Source organism: Arsenicitalea aurantiaca, assembly GCF_003994485.1.
Classification (GTDB): domain Bacteria; phylum Pseudomonadota; class Alphaproteobacteria; order Rhizobiales; family Devosiaceae; genus Arsenicitalea; species Arsenicitalea aurantiaca.
In genome coordinates this window covers 446,030-463,857 of sequence record NZ_RZNJ01000003.1, presented here as the reverse complement: position 1 = coordinate 463,857, position 17,828 = coordinate 446,030, and the positions used below count along the sequence as shown (strand labels likewise).

The 17,828-nt window shown below is 65.7% G+C and carries 17 protein-coding genes; 12 read left to right on the top strand and 5 right to left on the bottom strand.

What is annotated here, in order from left to right; translation table 11 throughout:
• Positions 1 to 75: 75 nt before the first annotated feature.
• The gene (locus EMQ25_RS18070; RefSeq protein ID WP_158626049.1) at positions 76 to 252 is read left to right on the top strand and encodes a hypothetical protein; all 177 of its coding nucleotides are present in this window, start codon (positions 76 to 78) and stop codon (positions 250 to 252) included.
• A 6-nt stretch (positions 253 to 258) separates the two neighbouring features.
• Here EMQ25_RS18070 and EMQ25_RS10840 read toward each other — a convergent pair whose 3' ends face one another.
• Complete coding sequence (locus EMQ25_RS10840) at positions 259 to 1,176, bottom strand: sugar kinase (protein ID WP_127188585.1); 918 nt, start codon at positions 1,174 to 1,176, stop codon at positions 259 to 261.
• Between the two features lie 134 nt (positions 1,177 to 1,310).
• On the opposite strand from EMQ25_RS10840, the gene EMQ25_RS10835 reads away from it, so the two are divergent.
• Positions 1,311 to 2,777, top strand: a complete 1,467-nt coding sequence (locus EMQ25_RS10835; RefSeq protein WP_127188584.1) for a mannitol dehydrogenase family protein — start codon at positions 1,311 to 1,313, stop codon at positions 2,775 to 2,777.
• A gap of 3 nt (positions 2,778 to 2,780) precedes the next feature.
• Here the strand turns inward: EMQ25_RS10835 and EMQ25_RS10830 are convergent, their stop codons facing one another.
• From EMQ25_RS10830 to ppk2, 3 genes are read right to left on the bottom strand one after another with little or no spacing between them, the layout of a single operon-like run.
• Positions 2,781 to 4,256 (bottom strand): amino acid permease, encoded by a 1,476-nt coding sequence (locus EMQ25_RS10830; protein WP_127188583.1) that lies wholly within the window; start codon positions 4,254 to 4,256, stop codon positions 2,781 to 2,783.
• A 20-nt stretch (positions 4,257 to 4,276) separates the two neighbouring features.
• The gene (locus EMQ25_RS10825) at positions 4,277 to 5,056 is read right to left on the bottom strand and encodes an N-formylglutamate amidohydrolase (RefSeq protein ID WP_127188582.1); all 780 of its coding nucleotides are present in this window, start codon (positions 5,054 to 5,056) and stop codon (positions 4,277 to 4,279) included.
• Positions 5,057 to 5,908 carry a polyphosphate kinase 2 gene (gene ppk2 / locus EMQ25_RS10820; protein WP_244606558.1) on the bottom strand — a complete coding sequence of 284 codons (852 nt, stop codon included), beginning with the start codon at positions 5,906 to 5,908 and terminating at the stop codon, positions 5,057 to 5,059.
• Between the two features lie 86 nt (positions 5,909 to 5,994).
• On the opposite strand from ppk2, the gene EMQ25_RS10815 reads away from it, so the two are divergent.
• The 7 genes from EMQ25_RS10815 to phoB all read left to right on the top strand — a co-directional run bounded on the left by EMQ25_RS10815 (position 5,995) and on the right by phoB (position 13,616).
• A complete protein-coding gene (locus tag EMQ25_RS10815) occupies positions 5,995 to 7,275 on the top strand; it encodes an ATP-binding protein (protein ID WP_127188580.1) in 1,281 nt (426 codons plus the stop codon).
• Positions 7,276 to 7,490: 215 nt separating this feature from the next.
• Entirely contained in the window at positions 7,491 to 8,516 is a 1,026-nt protein-coding gene (locus EMQ25_RS10810) for a PstS family phosphate ABC transporter substrate-binding protein (RefSeq protein WP_127188579.1), read from the top strand.
• Positions 8,517 to 8,578: 62 nt separating this feature from the next.
• On the top strand, positions 8,579 to 9,955 hold the full coding sequence (gene pstC / locus EMQ25_RS10805; protein ID WP_127188578.1) for a phosphate ABC transporter permease subunit PstC: 1,377 nt from the start codon (positions 8,579 to 8,581) through the stop codon (positions 9,953 to 9,955).
• Positions 9,952 to 11,322 (top strand): phosphate ABC transporter permease PstA, encoded by a 1,371-nt coding sequence (gene pstA, locus EMQ25_RS10800; protein ID WP_127188577.1) that lies wholly within the window; start codon positions 9,952 to 9,954, stop codon positions 11,320 to 11,322. Before pstC ends, pstA begins: the two co-directional genes overlap by 4 nt.
• An 81-nt stretch (positions 11,323 to 11,403) precedes the next feature.
• On the top strand, positions 11,404 to 12,177 hold the full coding sequence (gene pstB, locus EMQ25_RS10795) for a phosphate ABC transporter ATP-binding protein PstB (RefSeq protein ID WP_127188576.1): 774 nt from the start codon (positions 11,404 to 11,406) through the stop codon (positions 12,175 to 12,177).
• Positions 12,178 to 12,199: 22 nt separating this feature from the next.
• The gene (gene phoU, locus EMQ25_RS10790) at positions 12,200 to 12,910 is read left to right on the top strand and encodes a phosphate signaling complex protein PhoU (RefSeq protein ID WP_127188575.1); all 711 of its coding nucleotides are present in this window, start codon (positions 12,200 to 12,202) and stop codon (positions 12,908 to 12,910) included.
• Between the two features lie 7 nt (positions 12,911 to 12,917).
• The gene (gene phoB, locus EMQ25_RS10785; protein ID WP_127188574.1) at positions 12,918 to 13,616 is read left to right on the top strand and encodes a phosphate regulon transcriptional regulator PhoB; all 699 of its coding nucleotides are present in this window, start codon (positions 12,918 to 12,920) and stop codon (positions 13,614 to 13,616) included.
• Positions 13,617 to 13,700: 84 nt separating this feature from the next.
• Here the strand turns inward: phoB and EMQ25_RS10780 are convergent, their stop codons facing one another.
• Positions 13,701 to 14,267 carry a GcrA family cell cycle regulator gene (locus EMQ25_RS10780; RefSeq protein WP_127188573.1) on the bottom strand — a complete coding sequence of 189 codons (567 nt, stop codon included), beginning with the start codon at positions 14,265 to 14,267 and terminating at the stop codon, positions 13,701 to 13,703.
• Positions 14,268 to 14,625: 358 nt separating this feature from the next.
• On the opposite strand from EMQ25_RS10780, the gene EMQ25_RS10775 reads away from it, so the two are divergent.
• From EMQ25_RS10775 to EMQ25_RS10765, 3 genes are read left to right on the top strand one after another with little or no spacing between them, the layout of a single operon-like run.
• On the top strand, positions 14,626 to 15,816 hold the full coding sequence (locus EMQ25_RS10775; protein WP_127188572.1) for an aspartate aminotransferase family protein: 1,191 nt from the start codon (positions 14,626 to 14,628) through the stop codon (positions 15,814 to 15,816).
• 37 nt (positions 15,817 to 15,853) lie between these two features.
• Positions 15,854 to 16,780 carry an ornithine carbamoyltransferase gene (argF, locus tag EMQ25_RS10770; protein ID WP_127188571.1) on the top strand — a complete coding sequence of 309 codons (927 nt, stop codon included), beginning with the start codon at positions 15,854 to 15,856 and terminating at the stop codon, positions 16,778 to 16,780.
• Positions 16,780 to 17,778: an Hsp33 family molecular chaperone gene (locus tag EMQ25_RS10765; RefSeq protein ID WP_127188570.1), complete on the top strand. Its 999-nt coding sequence runs from the start codon at positions 16,780 to 16,782 to the stop codon at positions 17,776 to 17,778. The genes argF and EMQ25_RS10765 overlap by 1 nt, the downstream gene beginning before the upstream one ends.
• The last annotated feature ends 50 nt before the right edge of the window (positions 17,779 to 17,828 follow it).

Sequence of the window (17,828 nt, the reverse complement as noted above, 5' to 3'; positions counted from 1 at the left end):
CATCCTCCCTCTGCCTGGCCCATGCAACTTCGCGACCTGGAGGCCGTTTGCCAAGCAGCAATGGAGATTTATGCGATGGAAGACGCCACAACCTTTCCCTGGCTGTTTGCGGTTCTCGGCGGCGCGGTCATTCTTGGGCTCGTCATCGCGTTTGCGATGGCGCGCAATGCCAAGCGCACACCCCGCGAACGCGCCCTCAACGAGCAGGGTGCGCGCGAGCAGTATCACAAGGCGGATTCAGACAAGATCTGATCGGTCTTATGCCCTGTCCAGCAGCTCGGGCGCAACGAGCGCGCCCTTGTGGCCGATGACGACACCGGCAACGGCGTGGGCCCGCTGCGCAGCCTCGACGGGAGATGCGCCGGCGATCCGGGCCGAGAGATAGCCGCTGTTGAAGCTGTCACCCGCTCCGGTTGCGTCAACGACGGCCAATCCGGATCCGGCCGATACGTGCTCGCGCAGTTCGGCGGTAGCGACCAGTGCCGGGTTTGACCCGTCCTTGACGATTACCTCCTCGACGCCCAGTCCCAGATAGCGCTCCGCCGTGGCCGTGATGTCGCGATCCCCGAAGAACGGCGCTTCGTCCGAATGGGTCGGCAGCACGATATCGGAGATCGAGGCCGCGGACGTCAGGACGGCCTGCATGATCTCGGGCGACGTCCAGAGAACAGGGCGAATGTTGGTATCGAAAACCACCCGCGCGCCTCCATTGCGCGCCTTGACGATGGCCTTCATCAGTCTACCCCGGGCACGAGGGGCGAGAATGGCCATGGTGATGCCTGAGAAATAGACGATGTCGGCCGCGTCGAGCGCCGCATCGAGCGCCTCTGCATCATCGGCGAGCAGCTTTGCCGCCGACTGGCCGCGCCAATAGGTGAAATGGCGGTCTCCATCGGCCTGATGGATCATGTAGAGGCCGGGGCGCTTGGCCTTGATCTCCTGGATATGAGCCGTGCCGATGCCGGCCTTGCCGATGAACTCGCGCATCTGGGCCGAGTAGAGATCGTCTCCCAGCGCCGTCACGTAATCGACCGACCAGTCTGCGGGCAAGAGCGCTCTCGCATACCAGGCGGTGTTGAGGGTGTCGCCGGCAAAGCCGAGCCGGTAGAGCCGATCGTCGCCACCCGACATTTCGATCATGCATTCGCCGATGCTGACGAATCGCTTGCTGGCCATGATGGTCTCCTCGGCTGCCGTCCCGGATGGCGGGCTTATGCCGGAAATACCCTCCCGCCCGCAAGCGTGACAGGTCTTCCATACCACCCGCATTGGTGTAATGTCCGCCCGGTTTCAATTCAGGGAGGTCGATCATGGTGCAGCTCAATGCCAGGACGCTTGGCGCGCTCGGCGAAGGCGTAACGAAGCCCGCCTATGACCGCGCCGCCGTCACGCCGGGCATCGTGCATCTGGGGATCGGTGCCTTCCACCGGGCGCATATGGCGGTCTATGTCGATGACCTGCTGGCAGAGACCCCGGACTGGGGGATCGTGGGCGCGAGCCTGCGCCGGCCCGACACCCGCAACGCGCTCGCGCCGCAGGACGGGCTCTATTCAATCGCGGTTCGCGACGGGTCGGGGACGCTCGTCCGCATCATCGGCTCGATCCTCGAGGTGATCGACGCCAATACCGAGCGCGAGCGGCTGCTGTCGCTGATGGCGCAGCCGGAAATCCGGATCGTCTCGCTCACCATCACCGAGAAGGGCTATTGCCACGACCCGGCGACCGGCGTGCTCGACGAGGCCAATCCCGATATCGTCCATGATCTGCAGGAGCCCACCGCGCCGGTCTCGGCGCCGGGCATCATCGTCGAGGCGCTGGCGCGACGGCGTGCGGCGGGCATTGCGCCCTTCACCGTGCTCAGCTGCGACAATCTCCCTTCCAATGGCGTCACGACCGGTCGCATCGTCACCCGGTTTGCGGCGTTGCGGGACGCCGCATTGGGGCAATGGGTCGAGGCTTCGGTCGCCTTTCCCTCCACCATGGTGGACCGGATCGTGCCGGCGACCACCGATGCCGACCGTGCGATGATCACCGAGGTGACGGGACTCGAAGATGCCTGGCCGATCATGACCGAGCCCTTCACCCAATGGGTGATCCACGATCATTTCACCCTCGGTAGGCCGGCTTTCGACCGGGTCGGGGCCCAGCTCGTCGCCGATGTCGAGCCCTATGAGCTCATGAAGCTGCGCATGCTCAATGGCGCGCACTCCTCAATCGCCTATCTCGGCTATCTGGCCGGGCACGCCTATGTCGCAGAAGTCATGGGCTCGGCAGATTTCCGCGCCTTCATCGCCGGGCTGATGACCGAGGAGGCCATGCCGACCCTCGATATGCCGGGGGTCGATCTCGGCGCCTATCGCGACGAGCTGCTTGCGCGGTTTTCCAACCCGGCGCTCAATCACCGCACCTGGCAGATCGCCATGGACGGCAGCCAGAAGCTGCCGCAACGGCTCCTCGGGACGATCAGGGACCGCAAGGCAGCGGGCCTCTCCTATCGCCGTCTCGCGCTGGGGGTCGCCGCCTGGATCCGCTATGCGGCGGGCACCGACGAAAAGGGCGAGCCGATCGACGTGCGCGACCCGTTTGTCGAGCGCTTCGAGGCGATTGCGGCCGATGCCGACGGCGATGCCGAACGCCTCGTTGCAGGCTTTCTCCAGATTGGGGAAGTGTTCGGTCCCGACCTGCGCGAGGACGCGGCGTTCAGGCAGATCGTCACGGAGCATCTGAAGGCCCTCATCGCCGATGGCGCGGCGCAAACGGTCGCGCGCAACGCCTGACCCTCAGCGCCTTGCATGCTCGAGCGCAAAGGCTTCCTCGGGCGAGAGGATGAGCCGGTGCCGCCCGAAAAGCGTGAAATAGAGGATGAAGGCGGCAAACCAGACGATCACGAAGCCGATCCCCTGCCTGTAGACGGGATCGGCGAACTGGAAGCCGAGCGTGACACAGGCGATCACGATCGTGACGAGCGCGCCCCCCACCCCCAGCGGGTTGACGAAGGGGCGCTCGATATAGGGGTGGTTGCGCCTGAGCAGGATGAAGCTCGCCGCCTGGGCGATGTAGCTCAACATAGCGCCGAACACCGCCATGTTGATCAAGGTGCCGCCGATGATCGAGCCGGCCCCCTCGCCGAAATAGTGGCGAAGCCCCAGCATGACCGATAGCCCGAGCCCGGCCCCCGCGATCATCGCCACATAGGGCGTCTTGCGCCGGCCATGGGTGATCGAGAGGAAGGGCGGGAAGTAGCCGGCCCGGCTCAGCGAATAGATCTGCCGCCCCTGGGCAAAGATGATGGTGTGGAACGAGGCGACGAGCCCGAGCACCGCAACGAGCGCCAGCCCTTCGGCGAGGCCCTCCCCATAGATCGCGCGCAGCCCGTCGAGTAGCGGCTCGTCCGATTGCCCGAGCGCATGGGCGCCCACCCCGAGGATCGAAGGGGCGAGCCAGACGATCATGAAGGCAGAGACCATGAGCGTGATCATCGCCCAGATGATGCCGCGCGGCATGTCGCGGCGCGGATCGACCGATTCTTCGGCTGCGAGCGGCAATTGCTCGATGGCGAGGAAGAGCCAGACCGCAAAGGGGAGGGCAGCGAATGCGCCGCCGATGCCATAGGGCAGGAAGGGACCATTGCCCTCGGCCAGCTGCTCCCCGTCCGGCCCGATATCGAGCGCGAAGCGCGCAAAATCGAAATGCCCGAGCGCCGACACCCAGAACACGACGAGACAGCCGAGCGCGAGAAGGGTCACGACGAGCGTGATGCGGAACGAGAGCGCGACGCCCCAGATGTTGAGCCCGACAAAGAGCAGATAGCCGAGCACCCACCAGACCGGCTGGGCCGCCTCCGGCGTTCCGAAGATCGCGCTCATATAGGCGCCGATGAAATAGACGATGACGGCGGGCGCGAGGATGTACATGACGCTCTCGGCGAGCCCGGTCAGAAATCCGCCCCATGGCCCCATCGCCGTACGCGCGAAGGAATAGGCGGCGCCGGTATGGGGCAGGGCGGGGCTCATCTCGGCAATGGCGAAGACGAGCCCCCAATACATGATCATGATGAGGATGGCGGCGAGGACCATACCGCCCCAGCCGCCGGCGGCGAGCCCGAAATTCCAGCCCGAAAAATGCCCCGAGATGACAGCGCCGACCCCGAGCGCCCAGAGATGGAACACATTGGCATGCCGGATGAGGCCGCGCCGGTCGAAATAGCTCTGGTCGCGCCGCGCATAGGCGACGTCGGTCAACCGCTTCTGAGCCATGCTGTTCCCCCGAACTCCGTTCAGCCTGCGAGCCGCGCCGCCTCCAGGCAGCGCGCCAGTCGCCCGGCCCATGCCGCCACTCCGGTGCGGTCGAGCACCTCGTCATGGCGCAACTCGATCATCGTCGAGGCGAGCCCGCGCCCGTCGCCATGGGTCTCGAGGGTATAGGTCACCCCACGCAGCCCTGCATAGGGCTCGTTCCAGCCGATCATCAGATTGGGCGCATCTTCGGCGAGCGCGTCGCGCAGGCGGGCGGTAAAGCCGGTCTCGCGCCCATGGATGAGGCCGATCTGCCAGGGGCGCGGCTGGCCGTGGAACACCGGGGTGAAGGTGTGGAGGGTGACGAGGATCGTCTCCCGTCCGCTCGCCTCGCGTGCGTCGAGCAGGCCCTCGATCGCGGCGTGGAAGGGGGCATGATAGGCGGCGACCCGCTGCTTGCGGTCTGCTTCGGAAAGACCGGCATTGCCGGGAATGAGGATTGCCTCGCTGCGTTCGGGCATCAGGTCGGGCGCATCGGGCGCCCGGTTGCAGTCGACGACGAGGCGGCAGACGGTGGACTGGACGAGCGGCGCATCAAGCATGTCCCCGAGCCGGCGCGCGACCGATAGGGCTCCAGGATCCCAGGCTATGTGCATCAGCCGCTCGATCGCGCCGAGCCCCAGATCTCCGAACTGGGCGGGGATGCGGTTCGAGGCGTGGTCGCAGACGAGGACGAAAGGGGAGCGCCCTTCGGCATTGATGGTGATGACGGGAGCGGGGCGCATGGCCTCGCCCTGCGTGGCGGTCGGTGACAGCGGCATCTAGCGGTCGGCTCCGAGCGCGAGGAAGGATCTTGCGTCCATGACGATGCTGGTGTCGATCTCCCCGATGAGGGGCGGGTTCTTGCCGGCGTAGTCGAGCCGCCCGAGCACGGACCGGATGAGATTGAGCCGCGCCCGGCGCTTGTCGTTTGCCCGGACGACCGTCCAGGGCGCGTGCGGGCTGTCGCTGGCGGTGAGCATGGTATCCCGCGCTTCGCTATAGGCGTCCCAGCGCGTGATCGCCTCGAGATCGATCGGGGACAGTTTCCAGGTCTTGAGCGGATCGTGCCGCCGGTCGTGGAAGCGCTTGATCTGCATCTCCCGGCCGATCGAAAGCCAGAACTTGAAGAGGTGCACCCCGTCATGGACCAGCATTTCCTCAAAGCGCGGCACTTCGGCGAGGAAGCGGCTCGTCTGGGCGGGAGTGCAGAAGCCCATGACGGGCTCGACGCCGGCCCGGTTGTACCACGAGCGGTCAAAGAGCACCGTTTCGCCGGCAGCGGGCAGCCAGTCCACATAGCGCTGGAAATACCATTGGGTCTGCTCGCGGTCGCTGGGCTTGGGCAGTGCCACTGCCATGGTGTAGCGGGGGTTGAGGTGTTCCCTGTAGGTCTTGATCGCGCCGCCCTTGCCGGCCGCATCGCGCCCCTCGAAGAGGATCACCACCCGTTCGCCGCTCGCGAGCAGATGGCTCTGGAGCTTGACGAGCTCGATCTGGAGGATTTCGAGTTCGCGCTTGTAGACCTTCTTGTCGTAGGGCGCCCCATAGGGATAGCCGCCCGAGGCAAGGGCGCGGCTGCGAATCTCCGGATCGAGTTCGGGACTGTCGATGATCGTTTCGGGCGCGGCCACGCTGTATCTCCATTGTCGCAATCAACGTGCTATGAAGGCCGACGCGGCGCAAGTGGCCCGCTCTCAATGCCTCGGAGGAGCCGGCAATGGCCCCCACCAGCCCTACCGATACCGATGCGGACCTGCCCCGCGGGGCCGGGCTCCTGGCGCGGATCATCGGGCATGTGACCCATCTTGCGGCGGTCGCCGGCGTCATGCTGGCGCTGGTATTGATCGCCGATCTCTCGCTCGTGCACGCCGGGATCGGCTTTCTGGCTCTTGCGGTCGTCATTCTCGCCCTTCCGCAGCCGACGACGGTAATCACCGAAACCGTGACGGTGCCGGCGGTGCGTACTGATGGACGTGCCGAATACCGGCGGATGGCGGATGCGCTCGCCGAGCCCTGCCTGCTGCTCGATGCGCGCTCGCTCGTCCTCCATGCGAACCCTCCCGCGCTCACGCAGTTTCCGTCCCTCAAATCGGGCGTGCCGATCGCGTTTGCGCTCCGACACCCGTCACTCCTCAGCGCCATCGACGAGGTCGTCGAAACCGGCGCACCGCTCAGCATCGAACTCAACCGCTCGGTGCCCACCGAATCGATCCACAAGGTGGACATATCGCGGATCGGTCCGGAGGACGGGTCCTCGCCCATCGTCGTCCTCACGCTTCGGGATCGGACCGAGGAGCGACGGGTGGATGCCATGCGCTCCGATTTCATCGCCAATGCGAGCCATGAGTTGCGCACGCCCCTGACCTCGCTCGTCGGTTTCATCGACACGCTGCTGGGACCGGCGGCGAACGACCCGGCCGCGCGCGCCCGCTTTCTGGGCATCATGCAGGCACAGGCCGCCCGCATGTCCAAGCTCATCGACGATCTGCTGTCGCTCAGTCGCATCGAGATGCGCCAGCATATGCGGCCGCGCGGGCAGGTGGATGTCGGGGCTCTGCTCGCGCAGGTGCGTGAGGGGCTGCAGACCCAGGCCAAGGCCGCCGCGCTCAGCATCGAGATCAAAACGCCCGAAACCCCGGTGGTCGTCACCGGCGAGCGCGAGGAGCTCTACGAGGTCTTCGAGAACCTGCTCGACAACGCCATCAAATATGGCGAGGGCGGCGGCAGCGTCGAGATTGCAGTAGGGCCGGCGGAGGGGCGCCACGGCTTCGATTACAGCGTGACCATCACCGACCACGGGCCCGGCATCGCGGCCGAACACGTGCCGAGGCTGACCGAGCGCTTCTACCGGGTCGATGCGGAGTCGAGCCGCAAGAAGAAGGGCACGGGGCTGGGGCTGGCCATCGTAAAGCACATCCTGACCCGGCACCGGGGCCAGCTCGCCATCCGCAGCACGCCTGGCGAGGGCACGCAGGTCGAGGTCCTGCTCGTGCGCTGATGTGACAAAAGACGCGAAATCTGCGCGCCTGTCCAAGTTCTTCAGAAAATAAGTGAGCGTTGTCAAAGGTTTACGCTGTCATAGAAGTGTCAGCTGGATGACATAAAAGCTTGGGGTGCCGGTCCTAGGGTGCGCCGCGTCAAGGGCGGGCCGGGCAGATCCGGTTTGCTGACCGGGCTTCGGCTCAATTCGTTTCCGAAAAGGGACAACATCCGATGAAATACGCACTTCATGCCAGCGCCATTGCGCTCACCATTGCGCTCGCCGCCACCGGCGCGCAGGCCCAGAGCCGTGACACCATCCAGATCGCCGGCTCGTCCACCGTGCTCCCCTTCGCTTCGATCGTTGCCGAAGAGTTCGGTGCGGCGTTCCCCGAGTACAACACGCCGGTCGTCGGTTCGGGTGGCTCGGGCGGTGGTCTGCGCCAGTTCTGCGAAGGCGTCGGTGAAGGCACCATTGACATCGCGAACTCCTCGCGTCGCATCCGCGCCGGTGAAGTCGAGGCCTGCAATGCAGCCGGCGTCAACGACATCCGCGAAATCCAGATCGGCTACGACGGGATCGTCTTCGCCGTCGGCATCGACCAGGGTGACTTCGCCCTCGAGCCCGAGCACGTCTTCCGCGCGATCGCGGCCGAAGTGCCGGTCGACGGCGCCATGGTCGCCAATCCCTACACCAACTGGAACGAGATCGATCCCTCGCTCCCCGACCAGCCGATCGCCCTTGCCATTCCCGCGTCCAACCACGGCACGCGCGAAGTCTTCGAAGAGCGCGTGACCCATGCTGGTTGCGAGGCCGCCGGCCTGCCCGAAGGCACCGATGAAGCCGCCTGCAGCACCTTCCGCCAGGACGTGGTGGTCGAGATCGCCGGCGACTACACCGAGACCCTCGCTCGTCTGCAGTCCAACCCCGCCACCGTCGGCGTGTTCGGCCTCTCCTTCTACGACCAGAACCGCGACACCCTGAAGGTCGCGACCGTGTCCGGCGTCGAGCCCTCGCTCGAGACCATTGCCTCGGGCGAATACCCCGTGTCGCGTCCGCTCTACTTCTATGTCAAGGGCGAGCACATCGGCGTCATCCCCGGCCTCGAGGACTATGTCGCCTTCTTCCTGTCCGACCAGATGGCCGGCATGGGCGGCGCGCTTGAAGCTGCCGGCATGATCCCGGCGCCTGCCGAAGAGACCGCCGCTGTCCTCGCAGCCTTCGAAGGCGGCGAAGCCATCACGGCCGACCAGCTCTAAAGACCTGCAAGGCGGCGGCCGGCTCCTGACCGGCCGCCGTCACTCCCCGGGGGCATGCCGTCGTGACCAATCTGATCATCGCAGCGCTGCTGCTGTTCCTTCTCGGGCTTGCCTACCAGCAGGGCTGGTCGCGCAGCCAGGCCGTGGCCACGGCCACGGGCACGCGGCTGCATTCGCGCCCGGTCTATCACGGCGCGCTCGCCGCGGTCTGGGTCCTGGTGCCCGCCGTGCTCGTCCTCGGGCTCTGGACGGCCATCGGGCCGGACATGACGCGCAACTTCATCCTCTCCCAGCTTCCCCCTGACATCGCCGCGCTCGAGGGCAATGCCCTCAACAGCGCCGTTGCGCGCATCATGGCGCTGAGCTCGGGCTCCGGCGTCGCCGGCACGGTAGAGCCCTATGAGGCTGCCGCCGCCCAGGCGCTCGATCAGTTCCGGCTCCTGAGCTACCTCGTGGTCATCGGCGCCGCGGCAGGCACGGGTGTTCTCGCTCTGCTTCTGGTCCGGCGCCGGATCGTGCCGCGGCTGCGCGCCCGCAACGAGATCGAAATGGTGGTGCGGCTCGCGCTGCTCGCCTGCTCGGCGATCGCGGTGCTGACGACCTTCGGCATCGTCGCCTCGCTCTTCAATGAAGCGATCCGCTTCTTCACCTTCGTCAATCCGCTCGACTTCTTCTTCGGCACCGTCTGGAACCCCGGCTTTGCGACGACGGGCACCGGCGCGGTCGGCCAGTACGGCATCCTGCCGCTGCTCTGGGGTACGGTGATGGTGGCGGCGATCGCCATGCTGGTCGCGCTACCCATCGGGCTGATGACAGCGATCTATCTCTCCCAATATGCCTCGCGGCGTGTCCGCGACGTGGTCAAGCCCATCATCGAAATCCTCGCGGGCATTCCGACCATCGTCTACGGCTTTTTCGCTCTCGTCACGGTCGGGCCGGCGCTGTCGGGCTTTGGGCAGGCCATCGGGATCGATATCCGCTCGACGAGCGCGCTGACGGCAGGTCTCGTCATGGGGATCATGATCATCCCCTTCATCTCCTCGCTGACCGACGACATCCTGCGCCAGGTGCCGATCTCGCTGCGCGACGGTTCGCTCGGGCTCGGAGCCACCCCCTCCGAAACCATCCGCCGGGTGCTGCTACCGGCGGCGCTGCCCGGCATCGTGGGGGCGTTCCTGCTCGCCGTGTCGCGCGCCATCGGCGAAACCATGATCGTGGTGCTTGCCGCCGGCAATAGCCCGGTGCTGCGCGCCAACCCCGCCGAGCCGATCTCGACGGTCACGGTCACCATCGTCAACCAGCTGACCGGTGACAGCGATTTCGCAGGCCCGCAATCGCTTGTCGCCTTCGCGCTCGGGCTCACGCTCTTCGTGATGACGCTCGGGCTCAATGTCTTCGCCCTCTACATCGTGCGCCGGTTCCGGGAGCAGTACGAATGACCATCTCATCCTCGGGACCATCGACGAGCGCGGCTGACGAAGCCAAGCGCGCCCGCATCCGCGCATCGCTGGCGCGGCGCCACCTGACCGAACGGATCTTCAAGGGCCTCGGCGTCGCCGCGGTCGTCACCGCCCTGGCGCTGGTCGGAACCCTCTTCTGGATGGTGATCTCGAAGGGCTATCCCGCCTTTACCCAGGCCAATGTCGCGCTCGAGGTCTATTTCGACCCCGAGATCATCGATGTGGACGCCGCCCCGGTGCGCGCCGCCGGGCAGTCCGACGCCGATTTTCGCGCCCAGAACCTCGCCTGGCAGCGGCAGGTGACGCTCGCCAACTGGAACGCCATCGTCGAGCAGGCGGTCCGCGATGCGGCCCCCGCAGGCTTCGAGATCGATGCCAGAAGCGCCCTGGCGCTCGTCGAGACCGGGGAACGCCACCGCCTGCGCGACCTCTTCGTCGCCAATCCGGCATTGCTGGGGCAGAGGGTGCCGGTCGAAATGCTCGCCTCGGCCAACACCGACAACTGGCTCAAGGGCACGATCAATCGCGATCTCGAGGATTCCCGCCAGCAGCTTTCTGCCCAGACGCGCGCGCTTGCCGACCAGCTGCTCGAAAACGGCACGATCAGCTTCAAATTCGCCTGGCACATCTTCACCAATGTGGATTCCCGCTCCGCACCGGCCTCCGCCGGGCTGGCAGGCGCGTTTGTCGGTTCGCTCTACATGATGCTGATCGTCATCCTCCTTGCCGTGCCGATTGGGGTCGCAAGCGCGATCTACCTGGAAGAATTCGCGCCCAAGAACCGCTGGACCGATCTGATCGAGGTCAACATCAACAATCTGGCGGCCGTGCCCTCGATCGTCTTCGGGCTTCTGGGCGCCGCGGCCTTCATCCAGTATTTCGGCCTGCCGCGCTCCGCGCCGATCGTCGGCGGTCTGGTGCTGACCCTGATGACGCTGCCCACGATCATCATCGCGACCCGCTCCTCGCTCCGCGCGGTGCCGCCCTCCCTGCGCCAGGCGGCGCTGGGGCTTGGTGCCTCCAAGACGCAGATGGTATTTCACCACGTGCTGCCGGTCACCCTGCCGGGCATCCTGACCGCCACCATCATCGGGGTGGCGCAGGCGCTGGGGGAAACGGCCCCGCTCCTCATCATCGGCATGAACGCCTTCGTCGCCTCGATCCCGGCGACGCCTTTCGATCAGGCAAGCGCGTTGCCCGCCCAGATCTATCTCTGGCAGGGTAACGAGAACCGCAATTTCTTCGAGGCCCGCACCTCGGCTGCGATCATGGTGCTGCTCGCGCTGATGCTCGCGCTCAACGCAATCGCGGTCCTGCTGCGCCGCCGGCTCGAGCGCCGGGGCTGAGGCAGGATCGGAAACGGAGTGATCCCTATGGATATGATGGCTGGAAAATTCGCTGCGAACGTCACGCCTCTCGAGGAGGGGATGTCACTGAGCGATCATCCGATCCGCCTCGAAGCGCGGGACGTGTGCGTCCATTATGGAGCCAAGCAGGCGCTCTATGATGTCTCGATCGACATTCCCGATCGCGCCGTCACCGCCTTCATCGGACCCTCGGGCTGCGGCAAGTCGACCTTCCTGCGCTGCATCAACCGGATGAACGACACCATCGAGGGCGCGCGCGTCACGGGGCGCATCGCGCTCGATGGCGAGGATGTCTATGACCGCAGCCTCGACGTGGTCGAGTTGCGCGCGCGGGTCGGCATGGTGTTCCAGAAGCCCAATCCCTTCCCCAAATCCATCTTCGAGAACGTGGCCTACGGCCCCAAGATCCACGGCATGGTGCGCAACAAGGCCGAGGCGGAGGAGGTCGTCGTCTCCTCGCTGAAGCGCGCCGGCCTCTTCGAGGAGGTCAAGGACCGGCTGCACGAGCCGGGGACGGGCCTTTCGGGTGGCCAGCAGCAGCGCCTCTGCATCGCCCGCGCGATTGCCACGCGCCCCGAAGTGCTGCTGATGGACGAGCCCTGCTCGGCCCTCGACCCGATCGCCACCGCCATCATCGAGGAACTGATCGACGAGCTGCGTGAGAACTTCACCATCGTGATCGTGACGCACTCCATGCAGCAGGCCGCGCGTGTCTCCCAGAAGACCGCCTTTTTCCACCTCGGCAAGCTGATCGAGGAGGGCGATACCGCCAACATCTTCACCAACCCCGCCAAGAAGCAGACCCAGGACTACATCATGGGCCGGATCGGCTGATCGGACGCCCTGGAGACATGACATGACCACTGCAAAGAACGAGCACATCGTCTCCTCCTACGAGGAAGAACTGACCCTGCTGGCCCAGATGATTTCGGAAATGGGCGGGATGGTCGAGGCGGCCGTGACGGACGCCACCCAGGCGCTGCTGAAGCTCGATCATCCGCTGGCGCAGGCGACCATCGCACGCGACAAGATGATCGACGAGATGCAGCGCCGGATCGACGAGAAGGCGGTTTCGATGATCGCCCGGCGCCAGCCCATGGCCGCCGACCTCAGGATGATCATCACCTCGATCCATGTCGCCAACGATCTCGAGCGCGTCGGGGACATGGCCAAGCAGGTCTCGCGGCGCTCGCTGCAGATCGAGGGGCTGAGCCTCGCGCCGAAATTCTATAATGGCGTCAAGCATATGACGACGCTGATCCTGCACCAGCTGCAGGCAGCGCTCGACGCCTATGCGGAGCGCAATTCGGCGGCTGCCGTGGCGGTATGCAACAGCGACGACGAGATCGACGCGCTGCATACCTCGCTCTTTCGCGAGCTGCTGACCTACATGATGGAAGATCCGCGCAACATCACGCAGTGCACCCATCTGCTGTTCTGCGCCAAGAGCCTCGAGCGGGTCGGCGACCACGCCACCAACATCGCCGAGGCGGCCTATTACCTCGATACCGGCAAGCATCTCTCCTCGGCCGTCGAGGATCTGCATCGCACCCAGGTCAAGGTCTGACACGCCAATGTCGGGGACAATCCTGATCGTCGAGGACGAGGCCGACCTTGCCGAGATGATGCGCTACAATCTCGAGGCCGAGGGCTTCGTGGTGAGCGCGGCCGAAAGCGGGGACGAGGCTGCCGACATGATGCGCGAGCGCGTGCCGGACCTCATCCTGCTCGACTGGATGCTGCCGGGGCTCTCGGGGATCGAGCTCTGCCGGCGCTGGCGCGCGCGCGAGGAGACCGCCCGCGTGCCCATCATCATGCTGACCGCGCGCGGCGAGGAAGAAGAACGCGTGCGCGGGCTCGCGACGGGCGCCGACGACTATGTGGTCAAGCCCTTCTCCATCCCCGAGCTCATCGCGCGCATCAATGCGCTGCTGCGCCGGTCGAGCCCCCAGCTCGTCGCTGCGGTCCTCAAGGCCGGCGATCTCGAGATCGACCGGACGAGCCATCGGGTGCGCCGGGCTGGCCGCGAGATCCATCTGGGGCCGACCGAATATCGCCTGCTCGAATATCTGATGCGCCATCCCGGACGCGTCTACAGCCGCGAGCAATTGCTCGACGGGGTCTGGGGCAATGACGTCTATGTGGACGAGCGGACGGTCGATGTGCATGTCGGCCGGCTGCGCAAGGCGATCAATCGGGGCCGGCAGGCCGATCCGATCCGTACCGTGCGCGGGGCAGGCTACGCCTTCGACGAGCAGTTCGCGGCGACCTAGTCCGGCCGTCTGGTTCGAGCGCCAGAATGCGAAACCCCGGCCGCGGCCGGGGTTTTTGCTGTCGTCTCCCGTTGGTGAAGCGCCTCAGCGCTTCTTGCGGTCAACCTGATGATAGGCCCGGCGGGCGTGGAATTCGCAATAGGGCTTGCCGTCTTCGGAATGCTGGCCGCAGAAATAGAAGCCTGCCGACAGCGGGTCGCCGATCGGCCATTTGCAGGTGTGCTCGTTGAGCCCCAACAGGCTGATGCGGTTGGCTTCGGGCACGAAGGGCTCGGCCTGCGGGGCGATCTCGATTTCCTGTTCCATCTCTTCGGCAATCTTGAGGGCAGTGGCGCCCTGCATCGGCGCGCTCACCATGGTGCGCTGCTTGACCATGCCGGCGCTGCTGCCGCCTGTGCCCATGGGCCGCGGTGCGCTGGGTGCAGCAGAAGCGCCCGTGCTGATGCGTCGCGCAGGCGTGCGCGGCGTGGTGCGCACGCGCGGCGCGGCGCTGGCGGGCTTGGAGCGTCCAGAAAGCTTGAGGCGATGAACCTTGCCGATCACCGCGTTGCGGGTCACCCCTTCGCCCAGAACCCCGGCGATCTGGCTCGCGCTCAGACCTTCCATCCAGAGTTTCTTCAACAGCTCCACGCGTTCTTCAGTCCAGCCCACGCTCATGCTCCTAATTTCGGTTCGTCGGACTCCCTCAACGTGCCGCCAGCCGGTCCGGCAGCCGTACACTACGCATCGTAGGTCGATGGGGTCCGCCACACGAGATATCGTGTCCCAATGACCGGGATATTACACGGCGGCCGGAATCCGTTGCAAGAGTCGGGGGGCACTTTCCCCCGAAAAGGGCAGCGCGCTCCGGCTGCCGGGGAAGGCTGAGTCAAATCAGCGACTTGGGCAGCAAGATTGACATTTCGGGGCATTTTGCGCATGAGTTTTGCCCACCGCGCGCCGCAAATGGGTCGCGCGTTTTTGGTTTTTGTGGGTCTTTTGCAACAGGCTTCGAGAAGGAAAGCACACCATGTCCGCGCTCTATGGCACCTATGCCCGGTCCGAACTCGCCTTCGAGCGGGGCGAGGGTATGCGCCTGTATAGCCAGGACGGTACGCCCTATCTCGATTTCCACTCAGGCATCGCGGTCAACGCCCTCGGGCATGGCGACCCGCACCTGGTGGCGGCGCTGAAGGCTGCCGCGGACAAGGTCTGGCACACCTCCAACGTCTTCACCATCACCGAGCAGGAGCGGCTCGGCCAGCGGCTCGTCGATGCCACCTTCGCCGATGCGGTGTTCTTCGGCAATTCGGGCGCCGAAGCGCTCGAATGCGCGATCAAGACCGCCCGGCGCTATTTCTTCGACAAGGGCGAGAAGGACCGCTACGAGATCATCGCCTTTACCGGCGCCTTTCACGGCCGGACGCTCGGCACGATCGCGGCGGGTGGCAATCCAAGCTATATCGAGGGTTTTGGGCCGGCGGCGCCCGGCTTCGTCCATGTCGCCCCAGGCGACCTGGCGGCCGTCGAGGCGGCGATCACGCCCAAGACCTGCGCCATCCTCATCGAGCCCGTGCAGGGCGAGGGCGGGGTTACGGCCATGACGACAGAGTTCATGCGCGGCCTGCGCGCGCTCTGCGACCAGCACGGCATGCTGCTGGTGCTCGACGAGGTGCAGTGCGGCTACGGGCGGACCGGAAAGCTCTTTGCCTATGAGTGGTCGGGGATCACGCCCGACATCATGGCGGTTGCCAAGGGCATTGGCGGCGGGTTCCCGCTCGGCGCCTGCCTTGCGACGGCCGAAGTCGCCAAATCCATGGTGCCGGGCACGCATGGCTCGACCTATGGCGGCAATCCGCTCGCCAGCGCCGTGGGCAATGCGGTGCTCGATCGCATTCTCGAGCCCGGTTTCATCGAGAACGTGCACGCCATGGGCCAGAAGCTCGCCTGGCATCTGCAGCAGCTCGCCCAGCGCTACCCGCAATACGTGCTCGAACTGAGGGGCAAGGGCCTGCTCGCCGGCATCAAGATCACCCCGCCGGTGCGCGAGTTCGTCGCGCGGCTTCGTGACGATCACCACATGCTGGCGATCGGGGCCGGCGACAACGTGCTGCGCCTCATTCCCCCGCTGATTGCCACCGAGGCCGATATCGCCGAAGCTGCCGGCAAGCTCGCCGATGCCTTTGCCGCCATCGAGGCCGAGTCCGCCGCCGCGCAATAAGCCTTTCATTCATCCGTTAAAGGAACCGGACCACACCATGACCGGCACCCCAAGACATTTCCTGAATATCGACGACTTCACCTATGACGAACTGCGCGGCATGCTCGATGTCGCAGTGGAGCTGAAGGCCCGCCTGCACAAGGGCGATCGCCCGCTGCTGCTCAAGGACAAGTCGCTCGCCATGATCTTCGAGCGCCAGTCCACCCGCACCCGCGTCTCGTTCGACGTCGGGATGCGCCAGCTCGGCGGGGAGACGATCATCCTCACCGGGCAGGAAATGCAGCTTTCCCGCGAGGAGACGCTCGAAGACACGGCGCGCGTGATGTCGCGCTATGTCGATGCGATCATGATCCGCATCCTGAGCCACGCCGATCTGCTGGAGCTCGCGGGCGCCTCGAGCGTGCCGGTGATCAACGGGCTGACCCGGCGCGGGCATCCCTGCCAGGTCATGGCCGATCTCATGACCTTCGAGGAGCATCGCGGCTCGATCCGGGGCGCGAACGTGGCGTGGGTCGGGGACAGCAACAACGTGCTCCATTCCTGGGTGAACGCGGCCGAGCTCTTCGGTTGCACGCTCACCATCGCGGTGCCTGAGGAATACTGGCCCGAAAAGGACCTGATGGACGACATCCGAAAGGCCGGCAGCGCCGTGCGGCTCATCGAGGATCCAGACGAAGCGGTGACCGGTGCGGATCTGGTGCTTACCGACACCTGGGTCTCGATGGGCGACACCGACGCGGCCGAGCGCAGGCGGGTCTTGAAACCCTACCGGGTCGACACCAATCTAATGGCCCGGGCGAAAGCCGATGCGCTCTTCATGCATTGCCTGCCCGCTCACCGCGGCGACGAAGTCACCGACGAGGTCCTCGATGGGCCCCAATCGGTCGTATTCGATGAAGCCGAGAACAGACTTCACGCACAAAAGGCGATCCTGTGCTGGGCGTTCGGGATCGAAACGGTCTGATGACACAATCCCAATTGTCGGGCTTCGGGCTCGACCGCCCCGAGAGCGGCGATGACGTGGTGGTGCCCTTTGCGCTCGAGGCGCTCGATGGGCGCGGGCGCGTCGTGCGGCTCGGCGAGGCACTCGATTCCATTCTGAGCCGGCATGCCTACCCCGAGCCCGTCGCTCGGCTCCTGGGGGAAGCGGTCGTGCTTGCCGCGCTGATCGGCTCGGCGCTCAAGTTCGAGGGCCGCTTCATCCTCCAGACCCAGACCGATGGTCCGGTCAATCTCATTGTGGTCGACCTCGACGCACCCGACGGGCTGCGCGGCTATGCCCGCTTCGATGCCGATCTGGTGCAGCAGGCCATCGCGCGCGGCGAAACCCGCCCCCACCAGCTGCTCGGCAAGGGGCACCTGGCGATGACGGTCGACCAGGGCGTCCACATGGAACGCTATCAGGGCATCGTCGCGCTCGATGGCGGTACGCTCGAGGACGTGGCGCATGTCTATTTCCAGCAATCCGAGCAGATCCCTACCCTCGTGCGGCTTGCAGTCGCCGAGCTGACCGAGCGCGGTGGCCAGCCTTCATGGCGAGCCGGCGGCGTACTCGTGCAGCACATGCCGCCCCATGGCGGACAGACCATGCCGGACCTGCCTGGAGACGGGGATTTCGACAATCCCGAGACCAGCGATCCCGATTTCGTCGAGAGCGACAAATGGGCCCAGACCAAGGCGTTGCTGGGTACGTTGGATGACGTCGAACTTGCCGATCCGGAAGTGTCGCCCGAGCGGCTGCTCTTCCGCCTCTACCACGAGACGGGCGTGCGGGTGTTCGATCCCATCGCCCTCGAGGAGCGGTGCACCTGCTCGGCCGAGCGGATCGAGGCGATGCTGCGCGACAGCTTCACCTCCGAGGAACGCGCCGACATGGTCGTCGATGGCGAGATCGAAGTGGTCTGCGAGTTCTGCTCGGCCGACTACCACTTCAAGCCGCACGAGTTCGAAACCGAGCACTGAGCGGCGCCTCACTTCTGCGGCAATGCACTGGCGGAACGGGCAAGCGGGTG